Source organism: Arthrobacter sp. Soil_N43, assembly GCF_057655195.1.
The window spans coordinates 1-16144 of sequence record NZ_JBDGML010000077.1 but is presented as its reverse complement, the minus strand read 5'-3'; the positions used below and the strand labels follow the sequence as shown (position 1 = coordinate 16144).

Genomic DNA, 16144 nt, shown 5'->3' with positions numbered 1-16144 from the left:
GAACGGGGCGGTTTGTTCCCGGGGGGTTGTGTTGGGCGTCACGTTCAGCTAGCGTTCCATATAGGAATTTTGAGTTCAACTATAGAATACGCCGTCTGGCTGCACCACCATCCTCGGTGTGCCAGCGGCCGTCATTCACCGGACTCACTCCTCGGCACCTAAGGAGCCGACGATGATCGCGAAGCCGGACGCGGCCCCGGAAGTCCCCGGGCGCACATCGGTTCCGCGTGCCCATCATTTCCGCGGCAGCCTCGGAAGGTTCGCCACCGGCGTCGCGATCGTCACGTTCGACGGGGTCACCAAGCGCCACGGCATCACCGTGAACTCGTTCACGTCGGTGTCCATGGAGCCGCCGCTGGTGCTCGTCAGCATCGCCCGTGCCACCAAGGCGCACGACGAGCTGGCCGGCCGGCCGTTCACCGTCAACATTCTGGGGGCGGAGCAGCGCCAGCTGGCCATGCACTTCGCCGGCCGCCCGGGTCCCGAGCCGCTGTGGGTGGAGAGCGCGACGGCGCCGCGCCTGTCCAATGTCCTCGCCTGGTTTGAGTGCAAGCCCTGGGCGGCGTACGACGGCGGCGATCACACCCTCTACCTCGGCGAGGTAGTGGACTTCAACTACCGCAACGGGGACGCGCTGGCCTTCGCCAACAGCGCGTTCACCACCATCCCGGAAAGCCAGTTGGGTATGGAAGATCTCCTCTGACGCACAGCCCCGCCCGAACCACCTGCAGTTCAACGACGACTGGAGACAGAACAATGGGAATCCGCACCGGCCAGCAGTACCTCGACAAACTCAACGGCATGACACCGCACGTCGTGATCGACGGTGAAGTGGTCAGGGAGAAGGTTGTGGAGCATCCTGCGTTCCGCAATGTGGCGAGGTCCTACGCGAAGCTGTTCGACATGCAGCACGATCCGCAACACCAAGAAGCGCTGACCTACGCGTCGCCAACCACCGGGGACCTCGTCAACGCCTCCTTCCTCGTTCCCCGGACCGTGGAAGACCTGCGCCACCGGCGCCGCGGGATTTCCACCTGGGCGGAAGCGTCCAACGGTTTCCTGGGGCGCACCGGAGACTACATGAACTCCGCGCTGACGGCGCTGGCCGCGGCCGGGGAATGGTTCTCCCAGGCTGACCCCAAGTTTGCCGAGAACATCCGCAACTACTATGAGTGGGCGCGCGAGAACGACTCGCTGGCAACCCACACTCTCATCCCGCCGCAGGTCAACCGGTCAGTGTCCGGCTCCGAACAGCTCGGCGGCCAGCTGACCGCCCACATCGTGGAGGAGCGCAAAGACGGCATTGTCATCCGCGGCGCCCGCATGCTGGCCACTATCGCGCCCATTGCGGACGAACTGCTCGTCTTCCCGTCCACGGTGCTGCGCGGCACGCCCGAAGACGCACCCTATTCCTTCGCCTTCGCCATTCCCAACGACGCGCCGGGACTGCGGTACCTGTGCCGCACGTCGCTCTACAACGGCGGCAGCACCCACGACGAGCCGCTGGCCTCCCGCTACGAGGAAATGGATGCGGTGGCCATTTTCGACGACGTCTTCGTCCCGGGCGAACGCATCTTCATGCTGGGGAACCCCCAGTTGTGCAACTCGTTCTACGCCGAGACCGGTGCTGGCGCACTCATGACGCACCAGGTGGTGACCCGTACGGTTGCCAAGAGCGAGTTCTTCCTGGGGCTCGCGTCCGAGCTGGCGGATTCCATCGGGATCGACGGCTTCCAGCACATCCAGGAGGACATCGCCGAACTGATCATCGACGTCGAGATCGGCAAGGCCCTGGTGCGTGCCTCGGAAGCCGACGCCGAGCTGAATGACGCCGGTGTCATGCTGCCCAAATGGAGCACGCTCAACGCTGCGCGCAACTGGTACCCGAAGATCGCCCAGCGCTTCCCGCAGATCATCCGTAAGTTCTCGGCCTCGGGACTCATGGCGCTCCCCGGTGAAGCGGATGTCAACAGCGAGGCGAGGGCGGACATCGACCTCTACCTGCAGGGGAAGACGCTCACCGGGCCAGAGCGGGTGCGACTGTTCAAGCTGGCCTTCGATGCCTCCATCTCCGGCTTCTCGGGCCGCCAGTCCCTCTATGAGTACTTCTTCTTCGGTGACCCCGTCCGGATGGCCGGCGCCCTCGTCAATACCTATGACCGCGAACCGGTCAGGGCCAGGCTTCGGGAATTCCTGAACCGGCAGGACTGAACCGCGGGACTGAACCGCATGACCGAATGAGGGCGGGCTTGAAGATTTAAGTGTGCATTGTCACACATTCATAGTATCCTCTAACCAACTGACCGTTCGATCAGTAAATCGTTCGGCGCCCCAACCCCGGCAGTAGCCCTGCCCCAGCCACGGAGTTCCAATGACTGCAGCTTCTTCCGTTGATTCCGAGACCGGCCCCAGCAGTAAGCACGAGGAACGCAAGGTCCTCGCGGGGACGCTGGTCGGCACCACCATTGAGTGGTACGACTTCTTCATCTTTGCCCAGCTCACAGGCACACTGCTTTCGCCGCTCTTCCTCACCCCGCTGCAGCAGTCCAATCCGGGCCTGGCGCAGATCCTCTCCTTCGCCCTCATCGGCATCAGCTTCCTCTTCCGTCCGCTTGGCGCCGTCATCGCCGGCCACCTCGGGGACCGGCTGGGACGCAAGGCGATGCTGGTGTTCACACTCCTGATGATGGGGGCTGCGACATCCCTGATCGGCATTCTGCCGACGTACAGCCAGATCGGCTTCTGGGCTCCCGTCCTGCTGATCACGCTCCGGATCGTCCAGGGCTTCTCAGCCGGCGGCGAGTGGGGCGGTGCTGCCCTGATGGCCGTGGAGCACGCACCGATGAGCAAGCGTGGAATCTTCGGCGCATATCCCCAGATCGGCGTCCCCATCGGCATGATCCTCGCCACAGGCCTCCTGTTCTTCCTCAACAGCAGCATGTCCAAGGAGGACTTTGCTGCCTGGGGCTGGCGCGTTCCGTTCCTGCTGTCCATCGTGCTGATCGTCGTCGGATACCTGATCCGGCGGGCCGTGGCCGAGAGCCCCGTCTTCCGGGAGATGGCCGCCCGCAAGGCCGAGAGCAAGGCCCCGCTGGGCGAGCTCATCCGCAATCACAAGAAGCCGGTCCTCTACTCGACCCTGATCTTTATCGCCAACAACGCGGCAGGCTACCTGCTGATCGCCTTCTTCATCTCCTACGCCACCCGGTCCCTGCAAATGCCCGCGCCCCAGGTCCTGCTCGCCACCACCCTTGCCTCATTTGGCTGGCTGATCTTCACGCTGGCGGGCGGCTGGCTGTCGGACCGCATCGGCCGCGTCAAGACCTTCCTGACGGGCTACGCCATCATCTTCGTCTGGATGATCCCGATGTTTGCGCTCATCGACACCAGGAACATCTGGCTTTACGGGGTGGCGCTGTTTGTCCTGACCATCGGTCTGGGCCTTTCCTACGGCCCCATGTCCGCCATGTACGCAGAGATGTTCCCCGCGAACGTGCGGTATTCCGGGATCTCGATCGGCTACGCGTTCGGGGCCATCCTCGGCGGCGCGTTCGCTGCCACGATTGCGGAGTCCCTGCTCCAGAGCACCAAGTGGACAGGTTCCATCGGCATTTACATCATGGTCCTGTGCGTGATCTCCGCCGTCGGTGTACTGCTGGCCAAGGAGACCAAGGGCCGCCTGCTGGGCGTCAGCCGGCACTGATGGCCGTGCAGCCGTACAGGCATACTCGTTAGTAAGTTCGCGTGACGGCGGGCCCGGGCCGGAGGTCCGGGCCCGCCGCCGTTTCCGGCCAGGTCAGGCGTTCGCGCCGTGCAGCAGGGCTATGGCGTCGTCGTCGGTCAGCTGCTCGAAGCTTCGGTAGAAACTTCCCACCGCCCGGAACTTGCCCGGCAGGTGGAGGCAGAGCACATCGCAGACCCGTGAGAGTGATCTTTCCGCCTCGATCGACCCTACGGGCGCCGCGGCCACCACCCGCGCGGCTCCTGCTGCGCGTGCTGCCTCGACTGCGGCCCGCATGGTGGCCCCGGTGGCGAGGCCGTCGTCGACCAGCACCACCGTCTTGCCGCCCAGCGGCAGGTGCGCGCCGGGGTAGGAGGCGGCGCGGCGCATCAGTTCGTTCCGCTCGCGGTGTTCCACCAGGTCCAGCCATTCCTGCTTGCCGCCGGTCTCCAGGATGCGCTCCACGAGCGGTCGGTTCAGCAGCCGGACAATCCTGCCGGTCTCAGTGCCCTCGGAGCCATGTCCTTCCGCCGGGCCTGCCGGCCGCGCCTCGCTCCCGCCGTCTTCGGTTTCCGCGGCGCCCCAGGCTGCTATCGCACGCGCGTATGCCAGGGCGCCGAAGGCCGTCTCCTCATGGCCGGGGATGCCGAGCTTGCGGACCAGGAGGGCGCCGTAGGGCAGGTGGAGGGCCGCGGCTGCGGCGGCCGCCACGGGGATGCCGCCGCGCGCGAGTCCGAGCAACACGGTGTCCGGCTGTCCGCGGAATTGTGGAAGGGCCGCGGCAAGGCGCCTGCCGGCATCCTCCCGGTCCTCAAAAACCATGCCCATGGGATCCTCTTCCGGTTTCTCCACCAGTCAAATCCAGCCTACCGCCGTCGCCCTGCCCAGGGGCCGCTGCCTTCCAGGGACGTTCCAGTACCTCGGGCTAGCTGCCCAGGAAGCTGACGGCAGCCTGTTTGAACGCGCGGCTGGTCACGGCGTTCGTGTGGGTCCGGCCGGGCAGCACGAGCTGTTCGGCCATGGAACCGGCTTTGGCGGCCAGTTCCGCGAGCTGCGGCATGGAGGCTGCGCGCTCGTCGTTTTCACCGGCCACCAGCAGCATGGGCATGTGCGGCACCGCCTCCGCGGGGTCATAGGGCTCGGTCTTGATGGCCTCCACCAGGGACAGCAGGGCGAAGATGTTGTTGCTCGGCAGTGCCTGGGCCATTTTGAGGAGCCCGGCGGTGGACTCGTCCTCGATCGGCGTGCCGTCGGCCAGGTAATGCTGGGCGGCGACCAGGTCGAACTCGGCGAGCGGATCAGCCATGTTCGGCCCGCCCAGGACCAGCCGGTGCACGAGCTCCGGTTGGGTGGCGCCGAACTCCCAGGCGATCCGGGAACCGAGCGAGTAGCCGATTACGTCCAGCCCGCTGGAAGGGTCACCGGCCTCCACGGGCCGGGCGCCGGCGTCGAACGCTATCTGCAGGAGGTCCGCACGGATCCGGCTCGGCGAATAGGAGTCCATGTCTTCGGGAGCGCCGCTGCGGCCGTGGCCGGGAAGGTCCACCGTGATGACCCGCCGGCCCGCCTCCAGGAGGACCGCGAGCCAGCCGGTGTCTTCCCAGTTGAGCTTGCTGGAGGAAGAGAACCCGTGGATCAGCAGGACGGGCCGGAGCCCGGCGTCCGTCTTGGGCTCATGAACGGCGACATACAGCTGGGGATCGGTGCCCTCCACCGTGTGCAGGTGCTGTTCGCCGGTGTGTCTGCCGCTCATCATGTCAGTCCTCATCAAGTACGGCGCTCAGGCGGACCCGGCGCTTCGGTGCCTCTTCCTTCGGGACCGTGCCCACAATGCCGGCGGTGTTGTCCGGCACCTCAAACACAATCAGGGGCTCGCCGACATTGATCTTGTCGCCGGGCCCGCCGTGGATACGCACCACCTTACCCGCCTGCGGGCTGGGCAATTCAACAGCGGATTTTGTGGTTTCCACCTCGACGAGAGGCTGGTTGCGCTCCACCTGGTCGCCGGGCGCGACGAGCCATTCCAGGACGGTCGCCTCGATGAGGCCTTCGCCGAGGTCCGGAAGCGGGAACGAAATTTCAGCCACGTCGGTACTCCAATACTCGCTGGATGCCGAACAGAATCCGGTCAATGTTGGGAATGTACTCGTCCTCCAGATCCCCGGACGGATACGGAACGTCGAATCCCGTCACCCGCTCTACGGGAGCCTTGAGCGTGTCGAAGCAGCCCTGCGTGATCAGCTGGGCCACCTCAGCGCCCAGCCCTGAGGTCAGCGGCGCCTCATGGACGACGACGGCGCGCCGCGTCTTGCGCACGGACCCCACCAGCGCCTCGGCGTCGATCGGCTTGAGCCAGCGCAGGTCCAGGACCTCGACGTCGATGCCGTCTTCGGCGGCGAGGTCCGCCACCTGCAGGCAGCGGGCCACCATCGCGCCCCAGGCCACGAGTGTGATGTGGCGCCCTTGCCGCATGACCTTCGCGCCGGTGGGCGGACCGCCGTCGGGGGTGTCGGCGGTACGCAGGTCCACCTCGCCCTTCTGCCAGTAACGCGACTTCGGTTCCATGAAGATCACCGGGTCGGGCCGGGTGGCCGCGTACTTGAGCAGGTGGTAGGCCTCGTGCGGGTTCGACGGCGAGACCACCTTCAGGCCCGGCACGTGGGCGAAGAGCGCCTCGAGGCTTTCTCCGTGGTGTTCGGGGGCGCGGATGCCGCCAAAGCTGGGCACGCGCAGCGTGATGGGCATCGGCAAGGCGCCGCGGCTGCGGTAGTTCATCCGGGCGATCTGGCAGACGATCTGGTTGACGGCGGGGTAGGCGAAGCCGTCGAACTGGACCTCCGGGATGGGGTGGAAGCCGGCGATGGCGAGGCCGGCGGACATGCCGAGGATGCCGGACTCCGCGAGCGGGGTGTCGAAGACACGGGTTGCGCCGTGTTTCGCCTGCAGCCCGTCGGTGATGCGGAACACGCCGCCGAGCCGGCCGCAGTCCTCGCCGAAAATCAAGGCCCGGGGGTTCTCCGTCAGGACCTCGTCGAGGGCGCGGTTCAGCGCCTGCTGCATGGAGAGTGTGACCGTGTGGCCGTCTGCCGGCGCCGCCGGATCCGGCAATTGCCCGTCCGGTGATTGAGCCTGTCGAAATCCCGTCATGGTTCCTGCGCTCCTAGACATGTTCTGACTCCTCGCGCCACGTGGCGGACTGGGCCTGCAGTGCCGGCGTTGTTTCCTGGAATACGAGGTCAAACATCTCGCTGCCCGGCCGCGGACCGAGCGCTTCGAGTCCTTTGCGGACTCTTTCCGCCTCGGCGGCGGCGGAGGCGTCCGCCCGCGCGAAAAATGCTTCGTCCGCGAGGCCGTCGCTCAGCAGTTGCTGACGGAGCCGGCGCAGCGGGTCCTTGCCGGCGCCGTCGCGTTCCTCGTCCAGTGAGCGGTAGCGTCCCGGATCGTCTGATGTGGAGTGCGGGCCGCGGCGGTAGGTCATGGCCTCGATGATCACCGGTCCGTTCCCGGACCGGCAGTGGGCGAAGGCGCGCCGGGTTGCTTCCAGGACGGCGAGGACGTCGTTGCCGTCCACCTGCAGGGCCGGAATGCCGTAGCCGGCGCCACGGGCGGCAACCGAGCCGCCCGCCACCTGGCGCTCGGTGGGTACGGAGATGGCCCAGCCGTTGTTCTGGACGAAGAACACCACGGGGGCCTTCATGACCGCCGCGAAGTTCATCGCCTCGTGGACGTCGCCCTGCGACGATGCGCCGTCACCCAGGTACGTCAGCGCCACGGCGTCGCTGCCGTCCAGGGTCTGGCCGTGGGCCCAGCCCACCGCGTGCAGCACGGAGCCGGCCACGACGGCCTGGATCGGGGCGAGGCGTGATTTCTTGGGATCGTACAGTCCGCCATGCCAGGTGGCCTTGTGGGTGGACATGTACTCCACCATGTCCACGCCCATGGCACGGGCCACGCCCATCTCGCGATATGTGGGAAAGACGAAGTCCCGCGAGGTGTCAACGGCGTACCCGCTGCCTACCTGGGCAGCTTCCTGGCCCAGCTCGGGAGCGTAGCCGGGGATGACCCCCTGGCGCTGCCAGGCGACGGCCGAGGCATCGAGGTGCCGGACCGCGGCCATGAGCGAGTACAGCTCGCGCAGCTCGTCGGGGGTGGGCGGGGCGGCGGCGGTGCCGTCATCCGGAAGGGGCAACGTGTCCATAGCTGTGACCCTAGTCACCGTCCCGGTGGCCGGCAATCAGCACTCTGCAGGACGACCAGACTGTCAGGACTGCGCAGCAAAACGCCGGCCGTACTGCACAAATTGTGCAGTACGGCCGGCGTCCTCTTGCCGGCTACTCGGGCGCGTGGGCAGCCGAGGAACCGCGTGATCCCTCATTAGCCGCGTCCGGCTCCGGATCGGCAGCGGACGTTGCTGCGGACCTGGCGGCAAACCCGGCCCCGAAGCGGCAGGCCGCCGCGATGCCGGCGATCAGCAGAATGGTGCTGACCAGCTGGATCCGGCTGCTCTCCGCGCTGAAGCCCACGGCGAACACCAGCCCAAGCAGCGCCAGCCCGAACACCGTGAGGGCCGGGAAGCCCTTCATGCGCAGGGGCAGGGGAGTGCCGTCGCGGTCGGCCCGCCGGCGCAGGATCAGCTGGGAGACCAGGGCCGAGCCCCAGACCACCAGGCAGGTCGAGCCGACCAGCTGGAACAGTGCGGGCAGGATCCGTTCGGGGAACAGCAGTTCGAGGACAGTGGCAATGAATCCGAAAGCCACGGAGACGCCGACGGCAAGCACCGGCACCTTGGCGCTGCTGAGGCTGGACAGGAAACGGGGTGCCTCGCGGCGCTGGGACAGCGAGTACACCATCCGGGAGGCGCCGTAGAGGTTGGCATTGAGTGCGGAAAGAAGGGCGACGACGGCGACCAGCGTGATGGCTGTACCGGCGCCGGGAATGCGGGCCGCGTCCAGGACTCCGGCGAACGGCGAGGCGAGGGCCTCGGAGGTGGCCGGGAGGACGGCCGCAATGACGAATACCGATCCGATGTAGAAGATCAGGATGCGCCAGACGACGGTCCGGATGGCCCGGGCCACGCTGCGCTCGGGGTCTTCCGTCTCCGCCGCGGCGACGCTGACAATTTCCGTTCCGCCGAAGGCGAAGATCACCACGAACAGGGCCGTCGCAATGCCGCCGAGTCCGGCCGGCGCGAAATCGGTCGTGACGTTGGCCAGGCCGGGGGAGGCGACGTCCGGCAGGATTCCCAGGAGCAGTGCGGCGCCAATGGCCAGGAACAGCACGATCGCGGCGACCTTGAGGATGGCGAACCAGAACTCGAACTCGCCGAAGTTCTTTACCCCGGCCAGGTTGATGGCCGTGAACACCACCATGAAGGTGAGCGCCAGGGCCCAGACGGGAACGACAGGCCAGACCGAGAACAACAGCCCGGCCGCGCCGAGGGCTTCCGCGGCGATGACCACCACGAGCTGCAGCCACCAGAGCCAGCCCACGGTGGCCCCGGCGGTCTTGCCCATGGCCTTCTCGGCATAGACGGAGAACGCCCCGCTGTTGGGGTTGGCTGAGGCCATTTCGCCCAGCGCCCACATGACCAGGATGATCAGCGTGCCGGCGACCAGGTAGGAGAGCAGCACCGCCGGCCCGGCGGCCTGGATTCCGGCCCCTGACCCGAGGAAGAGGCCGGCGCCTATTGCGCTGCCCAGCCCCATCATCGTCAGCTGGCGGGGTTTCATGCTGTGGCCGAGTTCTACTGCCGGACGCTCCGCCGTGGACTTCATTGTCATGCCTGCGTACCTTCTTGGGGTCGGTGGAAGGGGGGCCCTTTTGGGACCTTTTGAATTTACCGCCTTGTGGCGGCCACCACGGCATCAGCGTGTGAGACCATGGATGCAAATTGTGCAGGGCACGTGCCGGACCAGCGCCATTTTGCCTTGCCGGTACCGCGAAGGTTGGGAAGTCTGATGATGGTCGACGGGCTGGACGCCAAAATTGTCCGATTCTTTACCGATGCGCCGCGGTCCTCTGTGCTCGAAGCCTCCCGGGTGCTCAAGGTCGCCCGCGCCACCGTGCAGTCGCGGCTGGACCGCATGACCGAAGGCGGCGTGATCGGATCTTGGGTGCCGCATCCGGACCCCTCCCATTTCGGGTTTCCGGTGGTTGCCTTCTGCTCGCTGACCATCAACCAGGACCTGGGGCACGACGCCGTGGTCGAGGCGCTCGCCGAAATTCCAGAGCTGATCGAGATCCATACGGTGTCCGGAAGTTCAGACCTGATGGCCCGCATCGCCGCCCGCTCCAACCCGGACCTGCAGCGCGTGCTCGACGCCATGATTGCCACGAAGACTGTGCTGCGCTCGTCCTCCGTGATCGTGCTCAACACCCATTTCCAAGGCAGGACACTGCCCCTGCTGGAAGCCGAGGCTGCCAACACGCCCAGGTAGGCGCCGCGCGTCCGCCGGCGGCCGCAAGAAACATTTTGTCTGGCGCCCGTTCAGCCGTAGAATCAGTTTTAGTCATTGTGACTATAACTAGCGCGGCGGTCAGCAGGACCCCGCAGGACGCAGCGAAGCGGGTGAAAAACCGTGTACACCACCTCAGCGAATGTCGCCGAGCGCCAGACCGCGCCGCCGTCGTTGGCCATCTCCACGGTGATCTTCGCGCTCCGCCCCAGCGAAGCCTCCGGACGTCCCACTCTCTGGCTCCCGCTGGTGCGCCGCATCCGCGAACCCTTCAAGGGCCTCTGGGCCCTTCCCGGCGGCCCGCTCACGCACTCGGAGTCACTGCCGGACGCCGCCTCACGCAACCTCCGCGAAACCACGGGCCTGGCGCCCAGTTACCTTGAGCAGCTGTACGCGTTCGGCGGACTGCACCGCTCGCCGACCCAGCGCGTGGTGTCCATCGTCTACTGGGCCCTGGTCCAGCCCACCGAAGCCGCGCTCGCCGATGAATCCGAGAACGTCAGGTGGTTCCGCGCCGACAAGCTGGGCGATCTGGCCTTCGACCACAACGCAATTGTTGACTACGCGCTCTGGCGGCTGCGGAACAAGTTGGCCTACGGCTCGATCGCGTACCACTTCCTGGGTGAGTACTTCACCCTCGCCCAGGTCCGGGAGGTCTACGAAGCCGTCCTGGACACCCACCTGGACCCGGCCAACTTCCGCCGCCACATCAAGGCCACGCCGGAAATTGAAGAAACCGGTGAATACCTCCAGGGCGGCAAACACCGCCCGCCACGCCTCTACCGATTTACCGGCCGCCCCGGCCTTGACCCAGATAACAGGAGCACCCCATGAGCAGCGTCAACACAGCCATCCAGCTGATCACGCGTGAACAGGCCGAGAAGGGCGCCGCTGCGGCCGCGGGCAGCACGTGCAGCCCGGCACTCGCCAAGGGCCCCTGGGACTACGACCTCGCCGAAGCCCTGGCCGGCACCCCTGCCTACGGTCCGGGAGCCTCCAGCGCCGACGTGGCGCCGCCGTCAACGCCGCGGCAGGGCCAGCTCCCCGAGGAATACAAGCTCGCTTCCGACGCCGAGCTCGCCGCCCGGATCCGCGCAGCCAAGGCCACCCTCGGCGACCGCGCCGTGATCCTGGGGCACTTCTACCAGCGCGACGAAGTGGTGCAGTACGCCGACTTCGTGGGCGACTCCTTCCAGCTGGCCAACGCGGCCCTCACCAGGCCCGACGCCGAGGCCATCGTCTTTTGCGGCGTGCACTTCATGGCGGAGACCGCCGATACCCTGTCGAAGCCGGACCAGGCCGTCATCCTGCCCAACCTTGCCGCCGGCTGCTCCATGGCGGACATGGCCGACGCCGATTCCGTGGAGGAGTGCTGGGAGCAGCTGGAGGAGATCTTCGGCACCGAGCCCGACGCCGAGGGCCGTGTTCCGGTCATCCCCGTCACCTACATGAACTCGTCCGCCGCGCTGAAGGCCTTCTGCGGCAAGCATGGCGGCATCGTCTGCACCTCCTCCAACGCCAAAACAGTCCTGGAGTGGGCCTTCGAGCGCGGCCAGCGCGTGCTCTTCTTCCCGGACCAGCACCTGGGCCGCAACACCGCCAAGGCGCTGGGCGTGCCGCTGGAGCAGATGCCCATGTGGAACCCGCGCAAGGAGCTCGGCGGCAACGACGAGCAGGCACTGCTGGACTCCCGAGTGATCCTCTGGCACGGGTTCTGCTCGGTGCACAAGCGCTTCACTGTGGCGCAGATCGAGAAGGCCCGCGCCGACTTCCCGGGCGTCAACGTGATTGTCCACCCCGAGTGCCCCATGGAGGTGGTGGATGCAGCCGATTCTGCCGGATCCACGGACTTCATCCAGAAGGCCATCGCGGCAGCCGAGGAACCGACAGTGTTCGCGATCGGCACCGAGATCAACATGGTGAACCGGCTCGCGGCCCAGTACCCGCAGCACACCATCTTCTGCCTCGACCCCGTGATCTGCCCCTGCTCCACCATGTACCGGATCCACCCCGGCTACCTGGCCTGGGTGCTGGAGGAACTCGTTGCAGGCCGTGTGGTCAACCGCATCACCGTGGATGACGCCGTACAGGAAAACGCCAGGACCGCGCTCGAGCGCATGCTGGCCGCCAAACCCCAATAATCCCCAAAGCGAGGCACGGATGACTATGCCCAGCGGAACCGCGGCGTCAGGCCGCCGGCGGCTCATCGTCGTCGGCAGCGGCATCGCCGGCCTGTACGCCGCCTTGCTCGCCGCCGACGCGGGGGCCGACGTCGTGCTGCTGACCAAAGCCGCGCTCGCGGACAGCAACACGTACTACGCCCAGGGCGGCATTTCGGCCGTCCTGGACGAGCCGGCGCCGGGCGACACCGTGGCGGCGCACATTGCGGACACGCTCAAGGCCGGCGCCGGGCACTGCAACCCGGACGCCGTCCGGGTGCTCTGCACCGAGGCGCGCCGGGACATCGCCGGGCTGGAACGCTTCGGCGTGCGCTTTGACATGGACGACGACGGCGATCCCGCCTTGGGTCTTGAGGCCGCCCACTCTGCGCCGCGCATCCTGCACGCCGGGGGCGACGCCACCGGGGCGGGCATAGCCAACGCACTGATTTGTGCGGTGCTGGCCGCCCAGGCCTCGGGAAAAATCGAGCTGCTGGGCCATGCCCGCACCACGGCGCTCATCCAGTCCGGCCGGCGCGTGACGGGCGTGGAGTATCTGCACGACGGCCAGCTGAAAAGCATGCGCGCGGACGCGGTGCTGCTGGCCACCGGAGGCGCCGGGCAGCTGTTCGCCCAGACCACCAACCCCTCCGTTGCCACCGCTGATGGCCTGGCCCTCGCCTGGAGGGCCGGAGCCGCCCTGGCGGACCTGGAGTTCTTCCAGTTCCATCCCACCTGCATGGTCCGCACGCCCGAGGCGGCGGAGTCCGAGGGCAACCGGGACCCGCTGCTGATCTCCGAAGCGGTCCGGGGCGAGGGCGCCATCCTCCTCGACGCCCGCGGCCACCGCTTCATGCCCGACTACCACGCGGACGCCGAACTCGCGCCGCGGGATGTCGTTTCCCGCTGCATCGCCCTCCACCTCGCGGCACTGGGCGACCCCAACGGCCACGTCTACCTCGACGCCCGCGTCATCGAGGACGCCCGGGGAGCAGGCTTCCTGGCAAAGCGGTTCCCGACGATCACCCGCCGCACCCTCGAGGCCGGCATCGACTGGACCACGGGACTCGTCCCCGTCGCACCCGCCGCCCACTACTGGATGGGCGGCGTCTCCACCGACCTGCACGGCTGCACCACCGTTCCCGGGCTCTTCGCCGCCGGAGAAGTCGCGTGCACCGGCGTCCAGGGCGCCAACCGGCTGGCCAGCAACTCGCTCCTCGAAGGATTGGTGTTCGGCCGGCGCGCTGTCGAGGCATTTCTGTGCGATACGTCGGATTCGGCGGGCGGTGATCCGGAAGCGTGCGTCAAGGGGAGGCCGCTTGCGGCCGAGACAGCACGCGGAGGATTGCCGTTCGTCGAATCCAGCCGCGGATCTGCCAATCCCGGACCGTTCTCCCGCGCTGCCCTACGGCGGTTGATGACTGCCAAGGCTGGAGTGCTTCGCAGTGGCGAGTTATTGCGCGAGGCGGCGGCCGCGCTGTCGGCGTGGGCCGCCGTCGTCCGTCCCGAAAACGTGCCCGAGGTGGAGGACCCGCGGGAGCATGAGGATGCCAACCTGCTGGTGGCCGCCCAGCTCCTGGTCCGGGCCGCCCGCGAGCGCCGCGCATCGCTGGGGGCGCACTACCGCGACGACGGCTCGCCTGAACCGGTCATGGCCGACACCACATACGAACCATTCAGAATGACCCGGAAAGCGAGCCTCGTCCATGACTAGCCTGACCCTCCCTGCAGCACCCGTCCGGGACATCCTGGAACGGGCGTTCGCCGAGGATGCCCCCAGCGGCGACATCACCTCACAGCTGCTGATCCCGGCAGAGGCGCGCGCCACCGCGGTGCTGAACGCCCGTGTGCCCGGGGTCTTCAGCGGCGGCACCGTCTTCCGGGACGCCATGCTGCTCGTCGACCCCGACACCGAGGTGGAACTGCTGGTGGCGGACGGTGAAGCGTTCGACGCCGGGACCCGCCTCGCGCGGGTCAGCGGTCGGGCGCGCAGTGTGCTGCTTGCCGAACGCGTCGGACTGAACCTGGCGCAGCGCATGAGCGCCATCGCCACCCGCACCGCCGAGTTCGTCCGGCTCGTGGACGGGACCAAGGCCCGCATCACGGACACGCGCAAGACCACGCCCGGCCTGCGCGTCCTGGAGCGGTACGCGGTGCGCTGCGGGGGCGGCGCAAACCACCGCTACAGCCTGTCCGACGCCGTGCTCGCCAAGGACAACCACCTCGCCGTGATGACCGGCGGCGACCCGGCAAAACTCACCACCCTTCTGGCTGCGGCCAAGGCACAGCTCGGGCACACCACGCATTTCGAGGTGGAGGTGGACAGCGCAGACCAGATCGAACCGGTGCTGGCCGCGGGTGTGGACACCATCATGCTGGACAACTTTTCCCTGGAGGAGCTGCAGGCCGGAGTGCGGCAGGTGGGCGGCCGGGCGGTGGTCGAAGCCAGCGGCAACGTCAACCTGGGGACCGTCGCCGACATCGCGGCGGCGGGCGTGGACGTCATCTCCATCGGCGCCCTGACCCACACCGTCACGTCCCTGGACCTCGGCCTGGACGTCGAGCTGACGGTCAGCTGAGCAGGCCATGATCTTCCTCGACGCAGCCGCCACCACGCCCGTCCGGCGCGAAGTGCTGGAGGCCATGTGGCCCTTGCTCACCGGCGAGTTCGGCAACCCGTCCAGCCACCACTCGCTGGGCGGAGCAGCGGCCACGGCGCTCGCCGATGCCCGCAAGACGGTGGCGAACGTGCTGGGCTGCCGCCCGGGCGAGGTGACGTTCACGTCGGGCGGAACCGAAGCCGACAACCTCGCCGTGAAGGGCATAGCGCTGGCACGGCAGGCCGCGGACCCGTCCCTGAACCGGGTGGTGATCAGCGCCGTCGAGCATCCTGCCGTGGAGGAATCGGCCCGCTACCTCGAGCGGTTCCACGGCTTCAGCGTCGACGTGGTGCCGGTGGACAGCACCGGGCGGGTGACCGCCGAAGCACTGTCCGCCGTACTGGGGCCGGAAACGGCGCTGGTCAGCATCATGTACGCCAACAACGAGGTGGGCACGGTCCAGCCCATAGCCGAGCTGGCGGCGCTGGCCCGGGAACTCGGCGTGCCGTTCCATACCGATGCCGTGCAGGCGGCCGGCTGGTTGCCCGTGGACGTGAAGGTGCTGGGCGTGGACGCCCTGAGCATCTCGGGGCACAAACTCGGGGCGCCGAAGGGCTGCGGTGTGCTGTTCGTGCGGGGCCGCACCCGCATGGAGCCGCTGCTGCACGGCGGCGGACAGGAACGCGGACGCCGGTCCGGCACGGAGAACGTTGCGGGAGCCGTGGGCCTGGCCACCGCGCTGGCCCTGGCCCACGCTGGTCAAACACAACTGGCTGAACCCGTGACCCGCCTGCGGGACGGATTCATCGCCGCCGTGCTGGACGGCGTCGCCGGGGCGGTGCTGACAGGACATCCGGTGGACCGGCTGCCGTCTATCGCGTCCTTCTGCTTTCCGGGCACCAGCGGCGAGTCGGTGCTGCTCGAGCTCGAACGCCAGGGCGTGGTCTGCTCCAGTGGCTCGGCCTGCGCCGCGGGATCCGACGCGCCGTCTCCGGTGCTGCTCGCACTGGGCATAGAGGCCGAAGTTGCCCAGACCGCCGTCAGGTTCAGCTTTGATTCCTCGGTGACCGAAGCGGACCTTGACGCAGCGGCCGTGGCGGTGCGGGCCGCCGTCGGAAGCGTCCGCACCCTCGGCGTCCCAGGCCGGTAGCAGCCCACGCGCCACAGGCGGACTAATCCAGCGGTGCGGCCATCCTGACCGGGTTGGTG

Annotated in this window: 15 protein-coding genes; 9 read left to right on the top strand and 6 right to left on the bottom strand. The window is 67.6% G+C overall.

Features of this window, described 5'->3' with window-relative positions; all coding sequences use genetic code 11:
* The first annotated feature begins 172 nt into the window (after positions 1–172).
* The 3 genes from AC3A3W_RS08775 (at position 173) to AC3A3W_RS08765 (ending at position 3703) form a co-directional block, all read left to right on the top strand.
* Positions 173–703 carry a flavin reductase family protein gene (locus AC3A3W_RS08775; protein ID WP_487441987.1) on the top strand — a complete coding sequence of 177 codons (531 nt, stop codon included), beginning with the start codon at positions 173–175 and terminating at the stop codon, positions 701–703.
* A gap of 53 nt (positions 704–756) precedes the next feature.
* Entirely contained in the window at positions 757–2211 is a 1455-nt protein-coding gene (hpaB, locus tag AC3A3W_RS08770; RefSeq protein ID WP_487441985.1) for a 4-hydroxyphenylacetate 3-monooxygenase, oxygenase component, read from the top strand.
* 160 nt (positions 2212–2371) lie between these two features.
* The gene (locus tag AC3A3W_RS08765; RefSeq protein WP_487441983.1) at positions 2372–3703 is read left to right on the top strand and encodes an MFS transporter; all 1332 of its coding nucleotides are present in this window, start codon (positions 2372–2374) and stop codon (positions 3701–3703) included.
* Positions 3704–3796: 93 nt separating this feature from the next.
* Here AC3A3W_RS08765 and AC3A3W_RS08760 read toward each other — a convergent pair whose 3' ends face one another.
* The 6 genes from AC3A3W_RS08760 to AC3A3W_RS08735 all read right to left on the bottom strand — a co-directional run bounded on the left by AC3A3W_RS08760 (position 3797) and on the right by AC3A3W_RS08735 (position 9501).
* Positions 3797–4549, bottom strand: a complete 753-nt coding sequence (locus tag AC3A3W_RS08760) for a phosphoribosyltransferase (RefSeq protein ID WP_487442007.1) — start codon at positions 4547–4549, stop codon at positions 3797–3799.
* Positions 4550–4646: 97 nt separating this feature from the next.
* Positions 4647–5474, bottom strand: a complete 828-nt coding sequence (locus tag AC3A3W_RS08755) for an alpha/beta fold hydrolase (protein WP_487441981.1) — start codon at positions 5472–5474, stop codon at positions 4647–4649.
* Positions 5475–5478: 4 nt separating this feature from the next.
* On the bottom strand, positions 5479–5808 hold the full coding sequence (locus AC3A3W_RS08750; protein WP_056426240.1) for a biotin/lipoyl-containing protein: 330 nt from the start codon (positions 5806–5808) through the stop codon (positions 5479–5481).
* A complete protein-coding gene (locus AC3A3W_RS08745) occupies positions 5801–6781 on the bottom strand; it encodes an alpha-ketoacid dehydrogenase subunit beta (RefSeq protein WP_487442005.1) in 981 nt (326 codons plus the stop codon). Before AC3A3W_RS08745 ends, AC3A3W_RS08750 begins: the two co-directional genes overlap by 8 nt.
* A gap of 100 nt (positions 6782–6881) precedes the next feature.
* A complete protein-coding gene (locus AC3A3W_RS08740) occupies positions 6882–7919 on the bottom strand; it encodes a thiamine pyrophosphate-dependent dehydrogenase E1 component subunit alpha (protein WP_487441979.1) in 1038 nt (345 codons plus the stop codon).
* A gap of 133 nt (positions 7920–8052) precedes the next feature.
* Positions 8053–9501, bottom strand: a complete 1449-nt coding sequence (locus AC3A3W_RS08735) for an amino acid permease (RefSeq protein WP_487441977.1) — start codon at positions 9499–9501, stop codon at positions 8053–8055.
* A gap of 177 nt (positions 9502–9678) precedes the next feature.
* Here AC3A3W_RS08735 and AC3A3W_RS08730 point away from each other — a divergent pair, with 177 nt between their 5' ends.
* The 6 genes from AC3A3W_RS08730 (at position 9679) to AC3A3W_RS08705 (ending at position 16085) form a co-directional block, all read left to right on the top strand.
* Positions 9679–10158 (top strand): Lrp/AsnC family transcriptional regulator, encoded by a 480-nt coding sequence (locus AC3A3W_RS08730; protein WP_487441975.1) that lies wholly within the window; start codon positions 9679–9681, stop codon positions 10156–10158.
* Between the two features lie 141 nt (positions 10159–10299).
* Positions 10300–11010 (top strand): NUDIX hydrolase, encoded by a 711-nt coding sequence (locus AC3A3W_RS08725; RefSeq protein ID WP_205653673.1) that lies wholly within the window; start codon positions 10300–10302, stop codon positions 11008–11010.
* Positions 11007–12317: a quinolinate synthase NadA gene (gene nadA, locus AC3A3W_RS08720; RefSeq protein WP_487441973.1), complete on the top strand. Its 1311-nt coding sequence runs from the start codon at positions 11007–11009 to the stop codon at positions 12315–12317. The genes AC3A3W_RS08725 and nadA overlap by 4 nt, the downstream gene beginning before the upstream one ends.
* Positions 12318–12336: 19 nt before the next feature.
* Positions 12337–14049: an L-aspartate oxidase gene (gene nadB / locus AC3A3W_RS08715; RefSeq protein ID WP_487441971.1), complete on the top strand. Its 1713-nt coding sequence runs from the start codon at positions 12337–12339 to the stop codon at positions 14047–14049.
* Positions 14042–14914: a carboxylating nicotinate-nucleotide diphosphorylase gene (gene nadC, locus AC3A3W_RS08710; RefSeq protein ID WP_487441969.1), complete on the top strand. Its 873-nt coding sequence runs from the start codon at positions 14042–14044 to the stop codon at positions 14912–14914. Before nadB ends, nadC begins: the two co-directional genes overlap by 8 nt.
* Before the next feature lie 7 nt (positions 14915–14921).
* On the top strand, positions 14922–16085 hold the full coding sequence (locus tag AC3A3W_RS08705) for a cysteine desulfurase family protein (RefSeq protein ID WP_487441967.1): 1164 nt from the start codon (positions 14922–14924) through the stop codon (positions 16083–16085).
* Positions 16086–16144 lie beyond the last annotated feature (59 nt).

Excerpts from the sequence above, each read along its gene's own strand:
- AC3A3W_RS08775 (WP_487441987.1), top strand. The coding sequence starts at position 173 with ATGATCGCGAAGCCGGACGCGGCCCCGGAAGTCCCCGGGCGCACATCG.
- hpaB (WP_487441985.1), top strand. The coding sequence starts at position 757 with ATGGGAATCCGCACCGGCCAGCAGTACCTCGACAAACTCAACGGCATG.
- AC3A3W_RS08765 (WP_487441983.1), top strand. The coding sequence starts at position 2,372 with ATGACTGCAGCTTCTTCCGTTGATTCCGAGACCGGCCCCAGCAGTAAG.
- AC3A3W_RS08760 (WP_487442007.1), bottom strand. The coding sequence starts at position 4,549 with ATGGGCATGGTTTTTGAGGACCGGGAGGATGCCGGCAGGCGCCTTGCC.
- AC3A3W_RS08755 (WP_487441981.1), bottom strand. The coding sequence starts at position 5,474 with ATGAGCGGCAGACACACCGGCGAACAGCACCTGCACACGGTGGAGGGC.
- AC3A3W_RS08745 (WP_487442005.1), bottom strand. The coding sequence starts at position 6,781 with ATGCAGCAGGCGCTGAACCGCGCCCTCGACGAGGTCCTGACGGAGAAC.
- AC3A3W_RS08740 (WP_487441979.1), bottom strand. The coding sequence starts at position 7,919 with ATGGACACGTTGCCCCTTCCGGATGACGGCACCGCCGCCGCCCCGCCC.
- AC3A3W_RS08735 (WP_487441977.1), bottom strand. The coding sequence starts at position 9,501 with ATGACAATGAAGTCCACGGCGGAGCGTCCGGCAGTAGAACTCGGCCAC.
- AC3A3W_RS08730 (WP_487441975.1), top strand. The coding sequence starts at position 9,679 with ATGATGGTCGACGGGCTGGACGCCAAAATTGTCCGATTCTTTACCGAT.
- nadA (WP_487441973.1), top strand. The coding sequence starts at position 11,007 with ATGAGCAGCGTCAACACAGCCATCCAGCTGATCACGCGTGAACAGGCC.
- nadB (WP_487441971.1), top strand. The coding sequence starts at position 12,337 with ATGACTATGCCCAGCGGAACCGCGGCGTCAGGCCGCCGGCGGCTCATC.
- nadC (WP_487441969.1), top strand. The coding sequence starts at position 14,042 with ATGACTAGCCTGACCCTCCCTGCAGCACCCGTCCGGGACATCCTGGAA.
- AC3A3W_RS08705 (WP_487441967.1), top strand. The coding sequence starts at position 14,922 with ATGATCTTCCTCGACGCAGCCGCCACCACGCCCGTCCGGCGCGAAGTG.